The sequence below is a fragment of the Shewanella waksmanii ATCC BAA-643 genome (genome assembly GCF_000518805.1).
GTDB classification, from domain to species: Bacteria; Pseudomonadota; Gammaproteobacteria; order Enterobacterales; family Shewanellaceae; genus Shewanella; species Shewanella waksmanii.
The window spans coordinates 111,373-135,692 of the sequence record NZ_JAEH01000008.1 but is presented as its reverse complement, the minus strand read 5'-3'; the positions used below and the strand labels follow the sequence as shown (position 1 = coordinate 135,692).

Annotated in this window: 12 protein-coding genes; 9 read left to right on the top strand and 3 right to left on the bottom strand. The window is 46.5% G+C overall.

All coding sequences use genetic code 11. The annotated features are described in order from the left end of the window. Positions 1–33: 33 nt before the first annotated feature. Both feoB and L865_RS0105665 read right to left on the bottom strand, forming a co-directional pair. Positions 34–2,325, bottom strand: coding sequence for a Fe(2+) transporter permease subunit FeoB (gene feoB / locus L865_RS0105670; protein ID WP_028772344.1), 2,292 nt, complete (start codon positions 2,323–2,325; stop codon positions 34–36). Further along, complete coding sequence (locus L865_RS0105665; RefSeq protein ID WP_028772343.1) at positions 2,318–2,557, bottom strand: FeoA family protein; 240 nt, start codon at positions 2,555–2,557, stop codon at positions 2,318–2,320. The genes feoB and L865_RS0105665 overlap by 8 nt, the downstream gene beginning before the upstream one ends. 402 nt (positions 2,558–2,959) lie before the next feature. Here L865_RS0105665 and L865_RS0105660 point away from each other — a divergent pair, with 402 nt between their 5' ends. The 9 genes from L865_RS0105660 (at position 2,960) to L865_RS0105620 (ending at position 21,539) form a co-directional block, all read left to right on the top strand. Next, positions 2,960–3,916 carry a DmsE family decaheme c-type cytochrome gene (locus L865_RS0105660; RefSeq protein ID WP_028772342.1) on the top strand — a complete coding sequence of 319 codons (957 nt, stop codon included), beginning with the start codon at positions 2,960–2,962 and terminating at the stop codon, positions 3,914–3,916. Positions 3,917–3,931: 15 nt separating this feature from the next. Beyond that, positions 3,932–6,031: an MtrB/PioB family decaheme-associated outer membrane protein gene (locus L865_RS0105655; protein ID WP_028772341.1), complete on the top strand. Its 2,100-nt coding sequence runs from the start codon at positions 3,932–3,934 to the stop codon at positions 6,029–6,031. Between the two features lie 36 nt (positions 6,032–6,067). Then, entirely contained in the window at positions 6,068–7,981 is a 1,914-nt protein-coding gene (locus L865_RS0105650) for an OmcA/MtrC family decaheme c-type cytochrome (RefSeq protein ID WP_028772340.1), read from the top strand. Positions 7,982–8,054: 73 nt separating this feature from the next. Continuing rightward, on the top strand, positions 8,055–10,229 hold the full coding sequence (locus L865_RS0105645) for an OmcA/MtrC family decaheme c-type cytochrome (RefSeq protein ID WP_028772339.1): 2,175 nt from the start codon (positions 8,055–8,057) through the stop codon (positions 10,227–10,229). Positions 10,230–10,728: 499 nt separating this feature from the next. After that, positions 10,729–13,074: an OmcA/MtrC family decaheme c-type cytochrome gene (locus tag L865_RS0105640; protein WP_051484460.1), complete on the top strand. Its 2,346-nt coding sequence runs from the start codon at positions 10,729–10,731 to the stop codon at positions 13,072–13,074. A 661-nt stretch (positions 13,075–13,735) separates the two neighbouring features. Beyond that, complete coding sequence (locus L865_RS0105635; RefSeq protein WP_028772337.1) at positions 13,736–15,895, top strand: OmcA/MtrC family decaheme c-type cytochrome; 2,160 nt, start codon at positions 13,736–13,738, stop codon at positions 15,893–15,895. A gap of 452 nt (positions 15,896–16,347) precedes the next feature. Continuing rightward, entirely contained in the window at positions 16,348–18,363 is a 2,016-nt protein-coding gene (locus tag L865_RS0105630; RefSeq protein ID WP_342666126.1) for an OmcA/MtrC family decaheme c-type cytochrome, read from the top strand. A 74-nt stretch (positions 18,364–18,437) separates the two neighbouring features. Then, the gene (locus L865_RS0105625) at positions 18,438–19,427 is read left to right on the top strand and encodes a DmsE family decaheme c-type cytochrome (RefSeq protein ID WP_028772335.1); all 990 of its coding nucleotides are present in this window, start codon (positions 18,438–18,440) and stop codon (positions 19,425–19,427) included. A gap of 12 nt (positions 19,428–19,439) precedes the next feature. Next, positions 19,440–21,539: an MtrB/PioB family decaheme-associated outer membrane protein gene (locus L865_RS0105620; RefSeq protein WP_028772334.1), complete on the top strand. Its 2,100-nt coding sequence runs from the start codon at positions 19,440–19,442 to the stop codon at positions 21,537–21,539. A gap of 180 nt (positions 21,540–21,719) precedes the next feature. Here L865_RS0105620 and L865_RS0105615 read toward each other — a convergent pair whose 3' ends face one another. Next, on the bottom strand, positions 21,720–24,140 hold the full coding sequence (locus tag L865_RS0105615) for a M6 family metalloprotease domain-containing protein (RefSeq protein ID WP_028772333.1): 2,421 nt from the start codon (positions 24,138–24,140) through the stop codon (positions 21,720–21,722). Between the last annotated feature and the right edge of the window lie 180 nt (positions 24,141–24,320).

The following is a 24,320-nucleotide window of genomic DNA, read 5'->3' as shown; positions in this document are numbered from 1 at the left end:
TTAGTTTGAGGCTATTTAACTACTGCTGTTGAGCTAACTAATGACCCGCACATTAGGGATAATCAACTCATCGCGCTTAGCTTTGCGTTTCAACCATAGGTAGAAGGCAATCAATGCCCCGCTAAAGAAGCCAATCCACATACTGGACTGAACCGGATGAGCCGCAAAGGTGGCTACTTGATAAAATACCGTCGCCGTACCGTATGCAAGCGCAAAAGTCCACACTCCGGCAAATGCCGCCCAGCGAGAACCAAACTCGCCGACTAAAGCCCCCATTGCTGCAACACATGGTGTATAAAGCAAGACAAATAACAGGTAAGCAAACGCTGCTGCAATCCCGCCAAATCCGGCTTGTAATGCACCAAATGTAGAGGTATCAACTTCTAGCTCTTCAGAGGCTGCTGCCACATCTTCAATATCACCCACATCTAATGACAGCGGATCTTCTGGTGCAATTCCTAGTAGGTTTTCAGGAATTGTCGCCCAAGCTTCAGCAAAGGTCTCGCTTAATGGCGCTAACTCTTCATCGTCACCCGCTGCAGATGAGTACAAGCTATTTAAGGTACCCACAACGGCTTCTTTAGCAAAAATCCCGGTAATAATACCCACAGTGGCCGGCCAGTTCTCTTGCTCAACACCCATAGGTGCAAACAGCGGAGTCACTTTTTGACTGGCTACACTCAATACCGACTCTGAACTGTCTTCATGACCAAAGCTGCCGTCAACACCAATCGCATTTACAAAGTTAAGCAGCGTGACCACAATAACAATCGTTTTACCTGCGCCCATAATGAAGCTCTTAGTGCGCTTGCCAGTACGACCCATAACCGCTTTAAATTTTGGTTTTTCGTAGCTAGGTAGCTCCATCACTACAGCACTACTGGTACCCGGTAGAATTGTGCTGCGAAGCAATAAACCGGTTCCAATCGCGGCAAATACGCCGATGATATAAAGCAGGAAGACTAAGTTTTGCCCCGACTCAGGGAAAAAGGCTGCTGCAAATAATGCATAAACCGGTAAACGTGCGCCACAAGACATGAAAGGCGCCATCATGCCAGTCACGATACGTTCCCGCTCGCTGCCTAGGGTACGGGTTGCCATAATCGCTGGAACTGAACAGCCAAAACCCACAATCATCGGCACAAAAGACTTACCCGGTAGGCCAATACGGCGCATCAAGCCATCAACCACAAAGGCCGCGCGAGCCATATAACCCGAGCTTTCAAGTACAGAAAGCGCCAAAAATAGTGCGGCAATAACGGGAATAAATGTCGCAACGGTTTGGATACCTTGGCCAATACCACCAGCAACAATAGTCACCAGCCAATCAGGCGAGCCCATACTCGACATCAGTGCGCCAAAGTGATCAACAAAAATGGCCCCGGCTGCAATGTCAAAGAAATCAATAAATGCACTACCCACATTAATACTGAACATGAACATTAAGTACATGACAAATAGGAAGATAGGCACACCAGCTAATGGGTGAAGAATCACTTTATCCAATCGGTCGCTGACAGTTTCAACGTCGCCATTTGTCACCGCACCGTTATACACTTTTTGCACGAAATCAAATCGCGTAGTGGCGACCATAATTTCAATATCTTTGCCTTGGTCAGAGAGGTGTTCAGTGCATTGTTTAACTTCATTAAGCAATTGACCATTCTGGCACTGGCCGCAGCCAAGACCGTTGCCTAACATCGCCAATGCACGGCCACGACTGAGGCCGCTATCCCTTTCAAACAAAGCACGAATACTTTGCTCAATTTCAGCGTCATAATTTAGCACTAAGGCCTCTTCAGACACTTTACCCGCTAAAAGGTCAACGAATTGAGATTTTATTTTCTCGATATCATCAGCTACATGAGAACATACTGCAATCACTGGGCAACCAAGTTGCTCAGCCATTTTTTGCGTATCAATTTCGATACCGTGCTCTTTCGCGGCATCAATTTTATTGACCACCACAACCATTGGGATACCCATCTCTCGAAGCTGCACAGTTAGGTATAAATGGCGTTCAATATTGGTAGCATCAATTAGGTTGATGATGCCATCAATTTTCTGCTCTGCGAGATACAGCTGCGCAATTTGCTCATCTAATGAACAATCGCAACTATTCCCAGCGGGCAGCAAATCATAAATTCCTGGTAAATCAGTAAGCTGAACATCAGTATTATTGAGAGTAAATTGGCCAGTTTTCTTTTCTACGGTCACACCTGACCAGTTACCGACTTGCTGGTTAGCCCCGGTAAGCGCGTTAAATAAGGTTGATTTCCCCGCATTAGGATTACCAACGGTTACGCAATGAAATTGTTTAGACATGAGCAACCTCTACCTCTATGACTTCAGCGAGTTCTTGACGCATACATAATTTACTTCCCCGAATGGCTAGCTCCATACCTGAGCCCATCGGTGCTCTGCGTATCATAGTAAAGGAAGTGTTTGGGGTGATGCCCATCGATAAGAGTTTACGTTTTACAACGGCAGGTAATTCGATATGACCGACTTGGGAAATTTTCGCACTATCACCCGGTTTCAGTTCACTTAATTTCATGGTTCCCTTTTACCTTTATAAAGGCATACTAAGTTCAGCTTTAAGCCGATTTTAACTAAGCTTCTGTCTGAATAACTTTACCTAGATCAACTTTTACAACTGCAAATAATAATAGTTTTCAATTGTGTTCTGTATTGTGTGACATAACTCCCAAACAGTAAAATATTTATTGCAAATGATTTCGATTATCATTTAAAAACACTAAGCTTATTTTCCTAACGTGATCAATATCACACTTTTAAAAATACATTTTATAAGTCACGAATTTAGCAACATAAATGACACATTTTTTGTACGCCTATATCACAAAAGTCATCTATTATTAGAGATTAGTAATTCATGTAATTACTAACATAACTATTAATAGCTGTATTAGAGCGCTCAGGATGTGTGACGATGAAAATGGAATCTACTTGGAATAGAGGAGCGGCATACGCTTGCCTCCTTGTTATCATTTCGATATTTAGCTTAAACCTTTCCGCCGCCCCGTGGGATGATCAAGACCCTAAAGAGGTCGAAGCTATTCTCGACCAGAAGTTCGCTGAAGGAAATTACTCACCGAAAGGGGCTGACTCCTGTCTGATGTGCCACCGTCGCAGTGAAACTGTCATGGCACTTTTTGATGGCGTCCACGGTAATCCGAATGTGCCCGGCTCCCCCATGACCGACCTTCAATGTGAAGCCTGCCATGGACCACAAGGTAAACATAACCGTGGTGGTAAAGAGCCCATGATCACCTTTGGCGCTAACTCCCCAGTTCCAGCACAAAAGCTGAATAGCGTATGCATGAGCTGTCATAACGATGATGAGCGCATGGCATGGAGCGGAAATCACCATGACAACGCTGACGTTGCCTGTAGCGATTGCCACTCGGTACATACTGGACACGACCCCATCGCCGATAGAGCGCAAGAAGTTAAAGTTTGTACCACTTGCCATACTCAGCAAAAAGCCGACATGCACAAACGCTCATCACACCCGCTTAAGTGGCAACAAATGGTGTGTAGCGATTGCCATAATCCACACGGTTCAATGAGCGATGCCAATCTTAAGCAAATGAGCGTGAATGAAAACTGCTATGGCTGCCATGCAGAAAAACGCGGACCAAAACTTTGGGAACACTCTCCGGTCACTGATAACTGCGCCACTTGTCACAATCCACACGGCAGCGTGAATGAAGGCATGCTTATTAGTAAACCACCGCAATTATGCCAGCAATGCCACGCCTCTGATGGCCACGCATCTAACGCCGTATTTGGTAACTCGCCTAATGCATTTAATGCCGGACAAAGCTGTATGAACTGCCATGGTCAAATTCATGGTTCTAATCATCCATCGGGCAAGCTGTTTCAGCGATAAAAGGGAGTGTCTAAGATGAAAAGGATTAATTTACCCATGTCGCTTAGCTTAATCGCCATGGCAATCTCTGCAAGCATGTCGCCAGCCTTTGCTGAAGGTTATGGTTTGGCCAATGCTAAGCGAGATAAAGTCAAGCTAGACAAATGGGAGTGTAAGCGCTGTGTTGTTGAACCGGGTCTTACCGGCAGTGTTGGGGCAGGCATTGCATCCAATGACGGCTCTGATCCACACTTTGCTAATACCACCGGAACAGATCAAGATGGCGTAACCGGCTTTGTACAAGCCGACGGCAGCTATATCAGCGAAAGCGGCTACCGAACTGACTTTGAAGCAGATAAGTTGGGCTACGATACCGGTTCCGCATCAGTCTCAACCGGCCGCCCAGGTCAATATAACATCGCGTTGGGTTATCGTGGGTTAGCCAACTACGACACCAACCGTGCGCTAACACCGTATTCTGGGTCGCTCAATTTGCCCGATAATTGGCAAACGGGCGCGACAACCGGACAAATGACTGAGCTCGATGCCAGCTTAAAACCGGTCGAACTGGGCACTAAACGCGATCGGTTTAACTTAGCTGCAAATTATCAGGGTAGCTTTTATAAAGCCGACATCGATTACCAATACGAGCAACGCTCAGGAAAGCGCAAGTTTAGCGGCAACATGTTGACCAACAGTGCCATGCTGGCACAACCAATAGACGATAGCAGCGATACCTTAGGTGCTAAGCTCTATTTTAATGGTGATGGATGGCTTGCAGGCATAAACACCCAAGTCAGCCAATATAAAAATGATCACCAAGCTTTAAGCTGGCAAAATGCCTTTTCTCCCACATTTGGTGCGGCATATAGCGGCCAAAGTGCGGTTGCACCTGACAATAAAGCTTATCGAATCGCGGGGAATACCCAATTTAGATCCGGCAGCAATCAAATGCTTATGCATGTTGGCTTTAGCCGTTTTACTCAAGATCAACAGTTTTTACCCGCTACCATCAATGGCCCGACTCCGGAGCTGCCACAAGCATCACTCGATGGTCAGGTCGACATGATTGAGATGAAGCTCAAATATACTGGGCGCATTACCAACGAGTTTAATATTCGTGCAAGTTACGACTACCGGGACCGTGATAATAAAACTCAAACAGCTAGCTACCCGCAGGTGGTGACCGATAGCTACTTCAGCGGCTATGCAACCAACTTGGACTATGATCGAACTCGCCAGCAAGCGAATTTAGGCGCCAAGTATCGCTTTAGTCGTGCCGTCTATTTAGATGTTGACTACCGCTATGACCACAATACTTATAGCGACTTAGACCGCAACAAGCTCAACGAATCAATCATTGACGCTAAGCTCAACTACAACATTAATCCGCAATGGAAGTTATGGTTAAAAGCCAAAGCTGCCGATAGAAGTGGCGGCGCCTATGTGCCGGTAGACACCACAGATAACCCTAGCCACCCATTAGCTAGAAAAACCTACTTAGCTGATCGCCAGCATGCCTACTATGCACTGTTTGCCAGTTTTGCCTCTGAAAGTGCATTTTCAGCAAGCGCCAACATTCATGGCGCGCAAGACGACTATGACGACACGTTAATTGGTTTAACGAAAGTGGATAGCTTGGGTTATGACGTATCAATGCACTACCAAGCCAATGATGATCTCACTTTTAATGCGTTTGTTAACCAAGATTGGCGTGACAGTGATCAAGCGGGTACCAGCAACTTTGTTTCCCCAAATTGGTTCGCCACCATTTCGGATGAATCAACAGTGCTAGGGGCTGGTATGGCCTATAGCAACTTACTCGATAAGCAACTCGCCTTAGGTTTGGATTACAGCTTTAGTGACGGTAAAAGCGATACTGAAGTCACGCAAGGAATTTCAACACCTTATCAAGATCATTACGCTAAACGTCATAACGTAAACGCTTACGCTGACTATCAATTTTCAGACAAGTTTGGTCTAAGGTTTGACTGGATTTTCGAGCAATATCAAGACGCTGACTGGCAAAACGCTAACTTAGCGCCAGATGCCATCCCCAATGTACTGACATTTGGCGACCTAGGTCATGACTATAGTGCTCACTATTTCGGGTTAACCCTGAGCTATCAGCTGTAGAGCGAGGTATAACAGATGAATTCCAAGGAAGACAACATGAAATCAACCACGAGTCATACTCTACGACGTTATCTGCCATGGTGTGTTGCAGCATTGCTCAGTGCATGTGGCGGTGATGATGGCGAACCCGGTAATCCTGGCGAACCTGGTGGGCCGCCAGCGAGCGAAATCGAGCAGCTAATTGTTGAAGTTAACGAAGTACAACTCAATGCCGGTGTCGCAACGGTCAATTACCGTGTAACTAACCAAGACGATGAACCTGTAGTGGGCATTGCCAGTAGTACATATATCGCCACTCAACTGCTACCACAGGGTTACACCAATGCCGGTAATAGTAGCCAATGGCAGTACTTTACCTCTGAATCATGCTCACCGGACTGCCCAGGTGAATTTACCGACCATAGAAATGGTCGTTATAGCTACACTTTCAGCGCCGCTTTTGATGGTATGAATGAGGTGAGTTACATGGCTGGTGCCACGCAACGTGTGGTGATAAAAGTCGGCGGTGATAGTTTACCGGACGGTACGCCCCTACCGACCACCAATCAGCATTACGATTGGCAAGATAGTGGCGAAGTGGCTTATACCCGAAATATCGTGACCATAGAGACCTGTAATACCTGCCATAACGACTTGGCTTTCCACGGCAGCAAGTACAATGAAATTGAAACTTGTGTTACATGCCATACCGAAGGCCGCGTGAGTAATAATGACAATATTTTCCCGCAAATGGTCCACAGCAAACATTTGGTGGGATATCCGGGCTCATTGGCTGACTGTCAAACCTGTCATGCGGAAGATGAAACACTGACAGAGCACCTCAACTGGGCGCGAGTGCCTACCATGGAAGCGTGTGGTTCTTGTCATACCGACATTAACTTCCCTGCCGGTGAAGGCCACCCAGCCCAAGCCGACAACAGCAACTGTGTGGCATGTCATAATTCAGATTGGACGATGAGCGCCCACAATGATGGCGGTAATGACGAGGCATTGGCACAGTTTAGCGCAACCATCACTCAGGCAGCCCTTGCCAATGATACAGTCAACTTCACTATTAGGCTAAGCAACCCTGTTACTGGTGAAAACTATAACGCAAGCGCGGATGAACTAGCATTTGTCAATGATTTGCGAGTTTATGCTAACTGGGGTAACAGCTTTGACTATGCAACCCGCTCTGCCCCTTCTATCAAGTTGACCGAAATAACGCCAAACGGTGGCAGTAATGGCGACTACAGCTACTCTATCGCAGGGTTAACTGTTCCCGCTGGTACTGAAACCGATACCGGTACACTGGCGATACAAGGTAAAGTCTGTGCCGCCGATGGTCAGCTAGGAGATTGCGACGATGACAGTTATGCCCAAGTCAATATCAAGTCATCAACCCAATTCTTTGCAAGCGACGCAATAGCAGACATGGGCCGCCGTAGCGTGGTCACAAATGAAACCTGTGGCAGTTGTCATGGTGACCAAGCGCTAAATTACCACGGCTCTCGCAACGATTTAGCTCAGCAATGTCAGCTATGTCACAACCCTAACATGACCGCCGATGCGCAAGCGGCTAACCCGTCGATTGCTACCGCCGACTATAAGCATATGATTCATAGCATTCATAACGGTCAGCGCGAAGGGTACGAGTCCATCAACTACCCCGGCAATATCGCCAACTGCGCCCAATGTCATGCAGAAGATGCAGCCGGTGACTTAACCGTTGCACTGCCCTTATACGGTGGTGTTCCACCGCTGTCACTGGACGATGGCACCTATACCAGCGCGACTACCGCTATCTGTAGTGACTGTCACAATAGTGATAGCGCTAAAGGACATATGACCCAACAAGGCGGCGTGTTTATGGGCACTTATGAAGATGCCACAGCAGGCACCGAATCCTGTGCTACCTGTCACGGCAAAGGGGCAAGTATTGATGTGCTAGAGGTGCATGCCATCAACTAACCGTCAAAGGCCTCGAGGTGAGTAACTCGAGGCCAAACTAATAGCAATATAAAGAAAATATGGAACGCAAATTATGGAACTACAAAGAAAAGGTTTAACACATAGCCTCTTGGCCTTGACCTGCTCTGCACTGCTATTTGGTTGCGGCAGCGACGGTAAAGACGGCGAAGATGGCCAAGATGGCGAAGTGGGCTTTTCTGTCTCCCAAGCCAACGAATTAAGATCTACCATCACCGCGGTAGATATTAGCGACGGGGTAATTTCCGTTGACTTTAACGTTGAAAATGCCAATGGCGTCGCGATAACAGATTTCGATACATACGCAGGTGTCGACACCTTAGGTCTGGGCATTGCTAAGCTACTTCCCCAAGAAGGTAAAGGGTATAAAACCCCGCAGTGGGTGAGCTATATTAATCGTATGGTAGAACCTGTTACAGAAGATATTCCTGCTGGCTATGAAGATATGGCCGGACCACAGATTCAGCCTTCAATAGAAACCTCTTGCAAACAAGAATGTGTTGAAAAAATTGATGCTGGCAGCTACCGCTATACCTTCCAGCTAAACCTCAATGAAATCGAGGCAGTAGGTGATTTAGATTTAGCCTATGACGAAACCTTAACCCACAGGGTGTCGATGGAGCTACGTGCCGACGGTGATATTAATAAGTTAGTTAATGCTCACTATGATTTTCTACCGTCATCTGGCGAGATGGTTTCGGGTACTGATACTCGCACCGTGGAGTTTTTGGAAGATTCGTGTCTGCGCTGCCACAGTGACGACTATGGTCATGCATGGGCGCCCAAGCTAATTCTTCATGGTTCAAAACGCTTTGCATTAGAGAACTGTCAGGTTTGTCATACAAGCTATGCTGGCGATCCAGAAACGGGCGCGCCAATCGATATGGGTTACATGGTGCATAAAATCCATAAAGCCGATTATCTAATGGTAGGCTATGGCGGCAGTGTTCACGACTATAGCGCTGTCACCTTCCCAGCTGATATGTATGATTGTCGAACTTGTCATATGGAAGGTGAAACCTCACCCGCTGATGCATTTAACTTTAAGCATCACCGTGCGCTAGCATGTGGATCGTGTCATTCAGATTCAACCGATGCGGGCCAAATTAAAGATGACATGCACGATAAATATATCGATGCGGGTGTTTCTTGCGGCACATGTCATGCCGAACAAGGTGAAGCCGGTGCTGCACATCATATGACCGATGCCGTCGCCAAAGACAATGTCAAAGCGCAGTATGCTGCAAGCCTGGTACCGGGCTCTGTGTCTTTGTCTTCTGGCATGCTTAACTTTAGTGTGCAGTTTAGTGATTCAAGTGTGACTGGCGCAGTGATGAGCCCCGACGCTGACGCGCGTATCGCCTACAGCAATATTTACTTCGGATTTGGCAACGATATTGACTTTACCGCCGGTAAGCAGAACTACAAGTTAAATGAAATCACCCCAGTATCGGGCAGTGATGGCACTTACAACTACAGTGAAGCAACCACATTAACTCCTGACACAATGCAATCAGCAACAGGGGTAGTGACAACTCATATCTGTGTAGACCGAGACACGTTAGCTGCAGTGGCTTGTGGTACCGGTAGTGATGAGTCAATCAACCCGTCAGTAATTACTGGTGAATTGGTTGCCTTTAACCTAAACGGTGATGAGGATGTGATGGCGCGGCGTCAGCCTGTTAGCAACGAAACCTGTGCTAACTGCCATGATGATAAATTTATCGGCAAATTTGGCATCGATTTCAAACACAGCGGCAGTTACACCAACTTTGAAGGCGAGTGTCAAATGTGTCACAACCCGACTTATAAGGATAACCAAACTGCGTTAGATCATATTGATTTTAAAGTGCGTATTCACGCGCACCATGCCAATAAACGTTCTAAGCAAAATGGTGAATCACCTTCTAAGGTCGTCACTTTCCCTGAACACTATGGTAATTGCGCCGTTTGTCACGACAAAGGTCAGCTCACGATGGCTGGTTTAGAGATGATGCCTGCCACATTGACCATAGACGACGCTGGCAATGAAACGGAAATCTCACCAATCGCCTCAACGTGTGTCAGTTGTCACGGTGAGCAAGACTCACTAATCTCACACATTCGAGCTAATGGCGGCGCGGCCAGCGACACTCGCGGGACCTATGTACCGGGTAGTGAGAGCTGTGCAACATGTCATGCAGAGGGTAAAACCAATGGTGTCGATGCTGTTCATCCAGTTGACTGGTAAGCGCCACATCAGCGAGTCCAATATAAGCTAAATAAAGGGGGGAGACGTTGTCTCCCTTTTTCATCCCCGCATATTGTGACTAATGGGTAAACATTCACCCCACCTTCATGCTGTTTCCCATCACAATACCTTAACGCTACCTACCCACTTGTTAAGTATTTGTGCGTAATACCTCTTTTGATATAGACAAATTAATTGATCTACATCAGTAAGAACATCAATCTATCTCATTTATTTAAGACTCAATTAAGACTTTGCCACCACTCAATCAAAAACTGCCACACAGAATCAGTTAGACATTGTTTTATATTGATTTTCACATGAGTTAACAACTCTAGTTCAGCGCGTTTTAACTAGTTCACATAATTCTGCTCCATCGCTTAGAAGATTGAATAAATTCAGTAGAATCACGGTGGAAAGCAGTTGAGAATCAGCAATATGGTGATTTGGTACTGCTGAAAAACATAACTCATAAAAATTCTCATGCAGGGGAAAAATGATGAAACGGTATCCAATTAATACCGCAATGAAAGCCATTATTGGTGCAGGTGCACTGGCACTTGTCGGTTGTAATGGCAGCGATGGTCAAGACGGTGAAGATGGTGAAAATGGCCCAGTCGGCGTTGATATTCAGCAAGCCACAAGTATCAATGCCACTATTGAGCATGCGACAATTACCGACGGTATTGTCACAGTCGATTTTCAGCTTGAAAATGCCAATGGTGTTGCCATTTATGGCCTTGAAGAGTTTAGCGACATTAATGCGCTAGGTTTCGGTATCGCTAAGCTAGACGCACTGCAAAAGCGCGAACGCCCACTGCCAGGACATGATTCGACTGACCCAGAAGCAGAAATTTTTAAAGGTGTAAAATCATCACAGTGGACCAGTTACATCAACACTGTAAAAGACCCAGCACCAGTAGCTGATGGACAGGAACTCCCTGAAGGCTGGGATAAACACCAAGGTCCACAAATTCAAGCTAACATCGAAACTAGCTGTAAAACAGACTGTATCGAAGTGCTTGATCACGGTTTATACCGCTACACTTTCTCAAAAGCACTCACCGAATATGAGCAAATTGAAGGCCTAAATACCGAATTCGACGGTCATTTAACTCATCGTGTCACACTGGAGTTAAAACCGACTAGCACAGTCAGTAATGCCACTCTCGTTAATACACACTACGATTTTGTACCGGCACTTGATCGCGCAGCAACGGCCGACGAAACACGTAGCCTTGTTGATTTGCAAGAAAGCTGCATCCGTTGTCACAATGACAACTACGAACATGCATGGGCACCTAAGCTATCGCTTCACGGCGGCAAGCGTATCGAAATAGAAAACTGTGTTGTGTGCCACACAACTTACTCAGGCGATCCTGAAACCGGCGCGACAATTGACTTTGGTTCTATGCTTCACCAAATCCATAAAGGCGATTACTTTATGATTGGTTACGGCGGCAAAGCACATGATTATAGCGATGCGACTTTCCCGGCAGATGCGAAAGCCTGTCAGTCTTGTCACATTGAAGGCGAAAGCGCGCCTGCACAAGCCGATAGCTTCTATTTCCATAGACAAGAAGCTTGTTTAAGCTGTCACGAGAAGTTTGCCGCTCCTGAATGGGATGGCACTGCACGTGGCCTGTTCCACTCTGAGCAGTTCCCGCAATACACTCAAGGCGATTGTGCAGCATGTCACGCTGATGATAGCAACCCTATGGGTGCAGCCAAGTTCCACCTTAATAAAGAACTGACAATTACCGCAGCTAAAGATGCGTACAGCTTCAGCGTACAAGATGGCATCTATAATGCGGACAACGATAGCTTGTCAGTATTCGTTGAGTTTGAAAGTGATTCTGGTGCTGCGCCACATGAAGATAGCGCTATCAGTGCCTTGAACGTGCAAGTGGTAGAGAATCATCACAATGACTTTGCGGACGTTTGGAAAATGACCCGCGGCGATCTAACGGCTACTCACAAAATGATCAACTTGGCAGACGCTGAAGCGATTGCGACGGGTGACATTATGGTAGAGGCGGTAAATGGTGGATTCCAATACACCATCAATAACCTCGGTGTTGGGATGAGCAGCGGTGCAATGATGAGCCACTTAAATGTGTGTGCATCACGTGAAACCGAAGCTAAAGTTGCTTGTGATCAAGAGCATATTCTAGCCACTGTCACCACTGATGCTGCTGCATTTGCGAGCAATGGTGATGTACCACAAACTCGCTTCAATAGTGCGTCAGAAAAAGCCTGTCAAAGCTGCCATGATGATAGCATTGACCTGTCTTTCCACACGAGAACATCTTGTGGTTCTTGCCACGCACCAGACAGCAAAGAACAGCCATTATCACTTACTGATGGTAGCTGTGTAAGTTGTCACAAAGGCCAAGCATTGCACGCTGTCGCTGATGGCGCGTTCAAAGGCAGTCGAGTAGGACTGACTAACTCACTTGATTACAAAGTGATGATCCACACCTTACACGCCAATAAGCGTACTAAGGTCAACAGTAACCGTAATGAAAACATTACCTTTACTAAACACTACGGTGATTGCGCATCGTGTCACGAGAAAGGTCAGCTCATGATGACAGACACTGCCAGCCTACCTGCGGTACTTAACCAAGGTGAAGGCGGTAGTAGTGATATTCTTGAGTACTCGCCAATTGCAGCAGCCTGTGGATCTTGCCACACCAGCAGCAGCTTCGGACCACACGTTGAAGCCAATGGCGGTGTATTTGGTGCACCACTAGGTTCCTACACTGGTGCAGAAAGCTGTGCGACCTGTCACGCTGAAGGCCGCTCAATGGGTGTAGATAAGGTTCATCCAACCAACTACTAATCCTAATTGAGTAACAGATTAAAAGCGGGGAATGCTCCCCGCTTTTTTATTGCCTAACGCCGGCTGCATCGACATAGATTCCCATCCCCTTTTAGCCTACAGTAACCCTTGGTACCCGCTAGCATTATGCACTTGTTAGCTCCCCCCATAAATCAACTACTTAAAAAGGTTGGCTGCCATGTAGCTAACGCTATAAACCTTAAAGATATAAGACACCGGTTTTACGTCGATTTTCTCCTACTAACCTGACCATTTTTATAAATTTAAAGCCAGTGAAACCCAACACATTTCAACTACAAACCCAACCTAATTACCTACCTTGGCATCACAACCTCCAAACACAAAAACCACGCCCCTGACACCTCTGCAACCTGCGATTAACCTTATGGGATTTTAGCGGCCTCCAAACTGAATATTGCCTGAAAACGTTCTGAAAATGAGACCTAGTTTATACCCCTAAAGAAATAGTCGGATCGAGGTCACATATCCACACCAAAACACCTGCTAAAAAGTTGTTGCTTAGTTAGCCTTAAAGATGGAAATCAATTCCACACACTAACTTGTTGTTTTATAAGCATACAAATGAGAATTAGTCGCATATACGCTAATCCTTAAATACAACAGCAGTCAGTGATGATTAAAACTATTGCAGGGAATAATCATGATGAAATTTTTTAACTTAAGCGCAGCTTCAAAAGCGCTACTTACAGCAGGAGTGCTTTCATTAGCGGTCTCCGGTTGTAGTGGTGACGATGGCAAAGACGGCGAAGATGGCAAGCCGGGCCCAGTAGGCTCACCTATCGGTGAAGTGTCACAAATACAAGCTAACGTCACCTCAGCTAGTGTCAGTGAAGATGGTTTTCTTACCGTCAATTTTGACCTAAGTGATGCTAACGGTGCCGCAGTATTTGGTCTACAGCAAACTGATATTGGTGCGGTTTCTTTCGGTCATGTTGGCTCAGAAGATGAAGTTGGTACTACCGATCTTGAAGGTTCACCACGTGAAGTGTGGTTGAGCTACTTCAATAAAGACAAAGGCGATGGCCATTATACTGGTTCTTCATATTTCCAAGGTAAAGACTGTGAAGACTGTCTAACCGACAATGGCGACGGTAGCTACACACTAGTACTAAACAAAGCCATTGATACTTTGGGTAAATACGAATATACCGCTGATGCAACTAGCGGTATCTACCTAGGTGTAAAAGCAGCTAATGACGCTGGAGCTTCACTGATCAACAACAGCTTCTTCTACTGGCAGCCGAGTTCAGACACAGCACAAGATAAACCAAAAGCAATTATTGCCAATGAGACTTGTCAATCTTGTCACCGTCCAGGTCAAGATGGTGCATTGTCAATGCACGGTGGTAAGCATGTGACCCTAGAGTCTTGTACTTTCTGTCACACTGATTACAACACTTACATGAAAGACATCAAAGATGAAGATGGCACTGTCACCGGTCAAATGCAATATGATGGCTCCATTAAGGCCATGGCACATGACATTCACAGCCACTCTTTCTATGATGAAAATGGCGTATACCCACAAATTGCGTCTAATTGCCAAACTTGTCACCAAGCCGATGAAACCGTCGCGATGGCTGATGCATGGAAAGCGGACTTAGATACAGCCACATGTATGAGCTGTCACAACAGTCCTTATGCTGTACCAAGCTGGCACTGGGACAGTGAGAATGGTCAAATTGCCGAAGGCAAAGAAAACTGTGTCTCTTGTCATAACGACCCTAATGGTGGTCAACGTGGTGCCGAATCAGGTCACTACTTACAAAATGACAATGCCCAAGCAGCCGCTTCTAAGTTGACCTTGAACAGCATGTCATACAACCCAGACACTAAAACTGTTACGGCGAATATGACTGTCACCAACGGTGATACAGTTGTCACACTGGCACAAATAGATCCTAGTCCATACAAATATGGCGGCTACACCAGTGCTATCGTATTCAACGGTGTTGTTGCTGACGACTTCTTAGTTAACTATCAAAAAGTTGGCTATGACAAGTTTACTGAGGGCGCAGACGGTTCTATCGACGTTACCTTCAGCGATGGCGAGTTTAAAGTTGCCGAAGTGATGGAAACCGCAGATGTCACAGTTGCACTTAGCAGCCAAATCCATATCTGTTTCGATGGCCGCGGTACCGTCGCTGATTGTGAAGTTGACAGCGAAGGTGCAGTTAGCAACTCAGGTCCTTACGTCAGTTCAGATACTGCATACTTTGCAGTTGACGGTGCGGTTGTTGACAGCTCTCCACGCGTTCAGCACGCAGAAATGGAAGCGTGTCAGCAATGTCACACGACAGCGATTAAACACCGCTTCAGTAACGACATGGATGGCTGTGCAAGCTGTCACAACGGCACTCGCGATAAGAAAGGCGAAGGTTCATCTAACCTAGCTTACATCGCGCACAGCAAGCACTATGTGTATGACAGCTCAGGCGACCTATTCTTTAAGAAAACCGAGTGTCAGTCTTGTCACGGTGACAATGGCTTCTCACTTAGCAAGATTAAAGCTGATGCGGCGCCAGTAGCATTCGGTGCCAACGATACAGAACAACTTGTTGTGTCACCGCAAACCGCTGCTTGTATTAGTTGTCACCTACCTCCTTACGGCTTAAATGACGCAACGGCTGGTCATATCGAATCTATGGGTGGTATTTTACTGCAAGAAGGCGCAGACCTAAGCACCTTAGGTGTCCCTGCATCTTTCTATGAGACACTCAATGTACAAGAGACTTGTTCAACGTGTCACAGTGATTCATCAATTCTTGAAGCACACTCAAACTGGGGCAGTAGCCACTAGTTTAGCTCGCTAACTATCACTAAAAAGGGAGGCTTTTGCCTCCCTTTTTTTACTTATGATTGCAACAATTCCATCAGATAATCCCCGCGTTAAATCATCGCCAATTCTTTGCAAACTAGATAAGTAAATAACACATCAAACTTGTATAGTTACGTCATAATCTAACCAGCAATCACTTTACGCTGAACGGTCAAAAAACTTTCATTTTATTGATCTAGATTGTTGTTTTTCATCACCACTTTATACCTCTTTATAAATAGGCAGATCTGAGTCACACATTGGAAGGCCATTTGCAGATTTCTTGCCCCTATTACGTTAGCCTTTCCTTGGGGAATTAGTTTTCCAGCATTGACTTAAGTTGCACACTAATAATGAAAATCATGTAAATGATAATCGGTCAGGATTCTGCCCAGGCGCTTAAGAACATGCCAAACCTATGCAGGGAAAAAATGATGAACGTAGAAAACAAAAAATTTAAGCTGCTTCTAGCAGCAGGTGCCGTTTCAATGGCACTGACCGGTTGTGGTGGCAGTGACGGTAGCGATGGCGAAGATGGTAACCCAGGCGGCCCAGCTGCTGACGCAATCCAAACACTTAACCTTGAAGTCACCAAAGTTACCTATGACAATGGCTCGCCAATTGTCACTGTAATGGCGACTAACGAAGAAGACTTACCGATTGTTGGCCTACAAGATTTAGGCATTACTGGTGCCCAGTTAACGCCACAAGGCGCAACAGGTGCAGGTAATAGCGCACAATGGACCCGTAACGCTCGTGCTTCAGGTCTAGAAAACTATACTGACAACAAAAACGGTACCTACACGTTTGAGCTTCAGCCAGAGCCGTTTGATGCTGAGCTTACCCAACGTTATAACGTTTATGCTGGTGGTGAGGGTTCAACCCTAGCCGACGGTACGACCAGCGTGCCACGTCGTGAAATCGTCGCTGATTTCGACGGTAACGGATACGAAGCGCTTTACACCAAAAATATCGTATCACACCAAACTTGTACTAACTGTCACGCTGAAGGCAAACCACTGACTACACGTCACAGCGGTTACTACACCCAAGAGACTTGTGCGACTTGCCACAGCAGCTCACTTTCAGAAGAGTCTCAGTGGAACCACCTAATCCACAATATCCATAACTCAGCCAAATCTTTCGAAGATAAATATGGCAAAGAGTACAATGGTGAAGCGGCTGAACTGCTGATTCAAAACAATTGTCAGTCTTGTCACGTTGAGCCAGAAGAAGGCGATGATAGCCTAACTGAATGGGGCAACTGGTCACGCGTTCCTACCATGGAAACTTGTACTAGCTGTCACACGGGTATCGACTTTAAAGCAGGTCAAGGCCACTCACAGCAAAACGACAATTCAAACTGTGTCGCATGCCACAACGCAAGCTGGACTGAAGAAATTCATTTAGGTGGTTTCAATTCAACTAAAGCCTTGATTGATACCTACGGCATCAACACAACTTCAACTATCGATGCCGCTTCTCAAGCTGCAACGATTAGCATCCAAGTTGTTGATTCAAGTGGCGCTGAAGTTGACATTAATTCCATCTTACCAATGGTTCAGCGTTTTGAAATCATCACTAACGTTGGTCCAAACCACGTCACCCTTGGTTACTATGGTAAGGATTCTATCAACGCAATTGAAAACGGCATTGTCGACACCGCTAATGGCGCTGCAATTGAAGATGGCAAGTTGGTTTACACCACTTCTAAAGACCTTAAACTTAACCCAGAAGTTGGTGCTGATAACGAAACAGCATTCACCTTCGTAGGTTGGGCAATGTGCTCTGCAAATGGTGAGTTTGTTAAATGTGATGACCCTGAGTTTGATCGTGCAGACACTGACAAATACACTGCCATGAAAGCTGACCTTGCTTTTGCAACATTATCAGGTGAAGCGCCTAGCATGCGTCACGTTAATTCAGTGAATTTCGATTCATGTGCTAGCTGTCACAGTGATGAATTCGAAGTGCATAAAGGTAGCCACCATGCAGGTTTTGTGATGTCAGATCAGGTTGCTCATACTAATGATGAAAATGGTCTGCCTATCATTGGTGTTGACGCTTGTGCATCTTGCCACACCCCTGATGGCACTTACGCTGCGGGCAAAAACCTAGGCGCGATTGAGATGAAGCTACATAAGGTTCATAGCCACGGTGATTACGGTGCGATTGTTAACCTTAACTGTAGCCAGTGTCACACGCAGTTCAATACTGATGCGTTTGCAGCAAAAGGCGCATTAGCCACTGATGAAGGTTACACCACACCAATCGCAGCAACTTGTTACTCTTGTCACAGCTACAGCGGTGATAAGTTCAAGTCACACGTTGAAAGCCAAGGCGCTAAAGTGAACGCTAGCTTTGAAGAAGCAAACGATGCAGCTCAACTAGAGACCTGTTTCTTCTGTCACAACCCAGCTATCAGCGATCACACTCAGGTGAAGATGTAATTTGCATTTGAAATAGAAATTGGGGGAGTCGCCTCCCCCTTTCAATTTTGATGATGTGAATTAGGATGCCGAATATGAAAATCATAAAAAAAATAACCTCTCTGCTGCCAGCCCTAATGGCTACTGCAGTGCTTTCACTTGGCTTTGCGCACACCGCAATTGCAGCCAAGTGGGACGACAAAATGACCCCAGACGAGGTCGAAGCCACCTTAGATAAAAAGTTTGCCGAAGGTAAATACTCGCCTCAAGGTGCTGACTCTTGCCTAATGTGCCACCGCCGCTCTGAAAAAGTGATGGACCTTTTCAAAGGGGTTCACGGCTCAATGAACTCAAGCAAAAGCCCAATGGCTGGTCTGCAATGCGAAGCCTGCCATGGCCCAATGGGGAATCACAACCGTGGTGGTAATGAACCTGTTATCGCCTTCGGCCCAGACTCTAGCCTTTCAGCAGAAAAACAAAACAGTGTTTGTATGAGCTGTCACCAAGATGACAAACGTATGTCTTGGAGTGGCGGTCACCATGACAATGCTGATGTTGCTTGTGCTTCGTGCCACTCAATCCATACCGAAAAAGATCAAGTGTTATCAAAAAACACTGAGATGGAAGTATGTACTAGTTGCCACACCAAGCAAAAAGCGGACATGAACAAACGCTCTAGCCACCCAATGAAATGGGCACAAATGGTTTGTAGTGATTGTCACAATCCACACGGAACCATGAGTGACTCTGACTTGGTAAAGCCAAGCGTGAATGAGACCTGCTACTCTTGCCATGCCGAGAAACGCGGTCCTAAATTGTGGGAACATGCGCCAGTCACTGAAAACTGTGTCACATGTCATAACCCACACGGTAGCGTTCACGAAGGCATGCTCAATACCCGTGCACCACAATTGTGTCAGCAATGTCATGCTAGTGATGGCCATGCAAGCAACGCTTACCTAGGCAATACCGAACACGGCTCAAGTGTCGGTGGTAATGCCTTTACTGGTGGACGTAGTTGCTTGAACTGTCACAACCAGATCCATGGTTCTAACCACCCATCTGGCAAGCTATTTCAGCGCTAAGGAGAGAGCAAAATGAAATTTAAACTCAATTTGGTTACCCTTGCGCTACTTGCAAATGCCGGTGTCATACTGCCAAACATTGCAATGGCTGAAGGTTATGGACTGCAAAATGCCAATACCGAGAAAGTCAAATTTGACAAGTGGGCCTGTAAGCGCTGCGAAGTTGAAACTGGCGTATCTGGCAGTGTAGGCGTGGGTGTGGGCTACAACGACAGCAACGATATTCGCTCAGCGAATGCCTTTGCTGCCGAAGACGAGTTTGCAGGTAAGCTAGATGCTGACGTTAAGTATGTTAGCGAGAGCGGCTACCAGGCTAGCATCGAAGCTGACAACTTAGGCATGGAAAATGGCCGTTTAGATGTCAATGCTGGTAAGGCTGGACAGTATAACCTTAACCTTAACTATCGTCAGATTGCGACCTATAAAACTGACCAAGCGATGTCACCTTATCAAGGTGCAGGCAGTGACCACCTCACCTTGCCAGATAACTGGCAAACCGCAGGTTCGAGTCAAGATATGACTCAGCTTTATAGCAGCTTAAATCCGCTAGAACTATCGCTAAAGCGTAAACGTGCAGGCTTAGGGTTTGAATACCAAGGTGAAGAGCTTTGGAGCACCTACGTTAATTACCAGCGCGAAGATAAAACCGGCCTTAAGCAGGCTTCAGGAAGCTTCTTCAATCAGTCAATGATGTTGGCTGAACCTGTTGATTACACGACCGATACCATTGAAGCTGGTATTAAATTACGCGGCGACAACTGGTTTACTGCTTTGAACTACTCAGGCTCAAGCTTTAAAAACCAGTACAGCCAGTTAACCTTTGATAATGCATTCAATCCGACTTTTGGTGCGCAAACTCAAGGGACAATGGCACTGGATCCTGACAACGAAGCCCATACCGTTTCATTAATGGGTCAAGTGACTGCAGGTAAAACTATCATGAGTGGCCGCGTCCACTATGGCCAGATGACACAAGACCAAGCATTTGTGACCTCTGGATATGGCTATGACATGCCGGCTGACTCGCTTGATGGCCGTGTTGATATGCAAGGCGTTAACTTAAAGCTGGTTTCTCGTATCAGCTCAAGCGTGCGTCTTAATGCCAGCTACGACTATAGCGACCGTGATAACAAGACCAACGTGGAAGAATGGACGCAAATCAGCATCGACTCTACCACAGGTCAAGTGGCCTACAACACGCCATACGACATCACGACCCAACGCGCTAAGTTGGGGGCTGACTATCGTATCGCACGCGGTATGCGCCTAGAAGCCGGTTACGATTACCGTCAAGATGAGCGTAGCTACCAAGACCGTGAAACCACCGATGAGCATACGCTATGGACTAAGTTCCGGTTAAACTCTTTCGACGAGTGGGACATGTGGATCAAGGGTAGCTATGGCGAACGTGATGGCTCTGAATATCAAGCCTCTGAGTGGACGTCGAGCGAATCAAATGATCTGCTGCGCAAATACAATCTAGCAGACCGTAAACGCTCTATGGTTGAAGCACGCGTGACTCATACCCCTATCGATGCACTGACTATTGATTTTGGTACACGCTACGCGCTAGATGACTACAACGACACCCAAATCGGTCTAACTGAGTCAAAAGACTTAAGCTACGATATCAACGCCAGCTACTTGATCAACGATGACATGATGGTTAATGCGTTTTATAGCCGTCAAAACATTGAATCAGAGCAAGCAGGCAGCACTAACTTCAGCACGCCAAACTGGTATGGTGTAGTTGAAGATCAAGTGGATGTAATTGGCGCAGGCTTTAGCTATAACAATTTGATGGAGAAGAAGTTACGCTTAGGCATTGACTACACTTACTCAGATTCAAACAGTAATACTCAAGTCACTCAAGGTATCACTGGTGACTATGGCGATTACTACGCTAAAGCGCATAATGTTAACGTCTATGGTCAATACCAAGCCACCGAAAAAATGGCATTGCGTCTTGACTACAAGATGGAAAAATACCGCGACAATGACGCCGGTAATGATATCGCGCCAGATGGCATTTGGAACGTAGTAGGATTTGGCAGCAACAGCCAAGACTACACAGCCCACCTAATCATGTTAAGTATGAGCTATAAGCTGTAACTGGTTAGTGTGTTAGAAAAACCCGCTTCGGCGGGTTTTTTATTGGCTAGAATACAAGCCTATAGGACATAAGACGCTGGCGACAGTGTATCGCAACGAAAAAACCCTTAAGCCAAAATCAACGACTTAAGGGTGCATGAAAAATGGTAGGTCGGGAGATCAAACCAATCACGTGCTAAATCAGTCGATGGTCACCGTCAGCGTTCCTGCGGTAACCCCGTTATTTCGCCCTCGAATAGCGATGTACCAGTTGCCACTTTGCGGCATATTAACTTCAACAAGCTCACCGTTGTTGTCTCTCACATCGTAAGTTCTGGCACTTGCTTGACTGCCGTAATTAGCCATTAGCATCGCTGCGCCATTGTTCTCATCAAGCGCAATGGTTAAACGCGATGTCCCTTCTGGCACCGATACGCTTATATGTTGGTACTCGCCATTGGCCACATTCACTGCAAACTGGCTTTCGTTGCCCTCGTCCACTGGTGGCTCATCGTCTTGGCTAAAGCTAGCAACCAAACTGACCTGACTAAATGCCTGACCGTTGTAGCCTTTAACCACAAAATAGTAGCGCCCAGCTTGGGTCGTACCCAATTGGGTTTCGCTGCATAGCTCTACTGGGCTAGCGGTATTAAGGAAACAGTCGGCGGTCGAAGTGTCATTAAGGGTGCCAAAGTTGACATACAAATCAGCATCTCCGCCATCAAGGTGGGTCAATAGCAAACTTAGCTCACTGGCACCCGCTGGCACTTCGATATAACCACTGATCTGCTGATTCTGTTGTGCACCCAACACGACCTCAACACCATTGGTTAACACAATTTCGTCATCGGTTTGCTCTGAGGGTGTCGCTACATCAAAACTCATTTGATCGGCTTTAACAGAGATATTGGTAATATTTAAGCCACTTTCAGTATCATCCCACCAATGGTTATTGGGTAAGCTACGATCAGAAAACTCAGTGTCCCAGTCTTGATCGGTACTGTATTCATCTGCGCCACCATCGCCATCTTCACCAAACAGATCATGTTGGTCGCCGTCATTAAAATCATGCTCCAAATCAAAATAGTGATCAGCACTCACCAATTGCACACCGTTGTGTAATGTTGAACAGTCCTGATAGCCCAAATCACAGGGGTAAGCATTAACATCACTTTGTGTTTCGCCATTACTGCCGGGGGCAGCCAGGGCATCATCAATGTGCCATATTGCTAAACCTGTACCCGGAGAGTACGCATCAAAGCCGCGTTGTTGACGGTTTTCTATTAAGAAGTACTCTTGCGGATTATCAGGGTTTTCGTACAGGTAGGCTTGTGAGTGATTGACCGACTCACCAATCGTCACCTGCTGTTGATTCATGCCATTTAGGCGTGTCGGCGTGATCCAACCTAAGGTATATTTGCCCCATGCCGAGAGATGCGCTGGTGATTCACCATCGCGCTCAGGGCCGGTTTTGCTGCCTGAAGCCATTAAGCTCCAATCGCCCGCACCAGCAGTTTGGCCTGAATTGGTGCCACCCGTGTCATAAAGATCAGGTAGACCAAACACATGACCAAATTCATGGGCGAAGGTGCCTACATTGGCCCGTTGTCCAGCATTGCTTAACTCCGGCGCCACAAAATAGTCGTTAACGGTTACTCGTTTAGACGGATCAGCTAGACACGTATCATTGGTGGTATAAACACCGTCGCCATCACCCTCAGATTGCAGCCAATATAGGCTGTATTTGTGTGCCCAGATATCATTAGCTGCCCCAACCGCTTGGTGCTCACCATTGCCCTGATAGATAATGGAAATCAGGTCAACCTGACAGTCTTGATTAATATCAGCAAACTGCGAAAAGTCCACATTTTGGTCAACACCATCTAAGGCTTGGGTTATCATTACGCCAATATTGCTATCATAACCAGCGCTGTTGTTTCGCCCATAAAAAGCGTGATCATTAGGCAGCTTGACCCAATCAATCACACCGCTGTTGCCGCCAGCCAAATTCAAATGGCCATATGACACCTCTTGATAATAGGCGGTGAGTCCTTGGGAGTCCTGAAAAAGGAAATGATCAAACTCATCTCGTGTCGCAGTTGTTTGGGTATCGGCAAAATTGACCATCACTACCGGCACATCAATCGTGCCAGTTATCGGCATGATGGCCGTCTGGCTAACACCACTATTTTGGGCACTAGGACCATTAGCTGATGCCCGGGCAAATACGTTTGTCTGATGAGCTTGTTTACGCCTTTTTTGCGCATGCCATTGGGCATCACGCTTAAGGTTGCGGCCACCTAATTTATGCTGTGCGCTAGGTTGTAGTACCTGGCGTAAATCAAGTCGCTGTGCTGATTGAGTTTGTCTGCCAGCGTCATCCAGTTCAGCGACATACCAGTAACCACTGGCGTCATCTTTTACCACAGGTACACCTTGGGCTGTCTCCCAGCCATGGGCAAATTCGTCACCCCACTTGCGCAGCCACACACGGCTTCCGTCTGGCCGCGTCACTTCAACAAGCTGCGTGGCCGCCGGCGCACTGATAGCATGGGGGCTAGGTAGTGCGAGTATGGTGCTGACCATACTGGTCAACAGTGCTAGCTTAAGTTTGTTATTCATTATTTTTCCTTAAGTTATCTCGGCAACATACGACGATTTATCAGTAGATAAAAAACGTCACCTTAGTAAGTTATTGGCATTAAAAGTTGCGGCCTATGCAGCTAAGCTGCTAAGCCTGAATCAATGTCTAAAAGGAGGAGCGAATGTGGGACAGGGGCGGTCACCACACTCGCTCAAGGG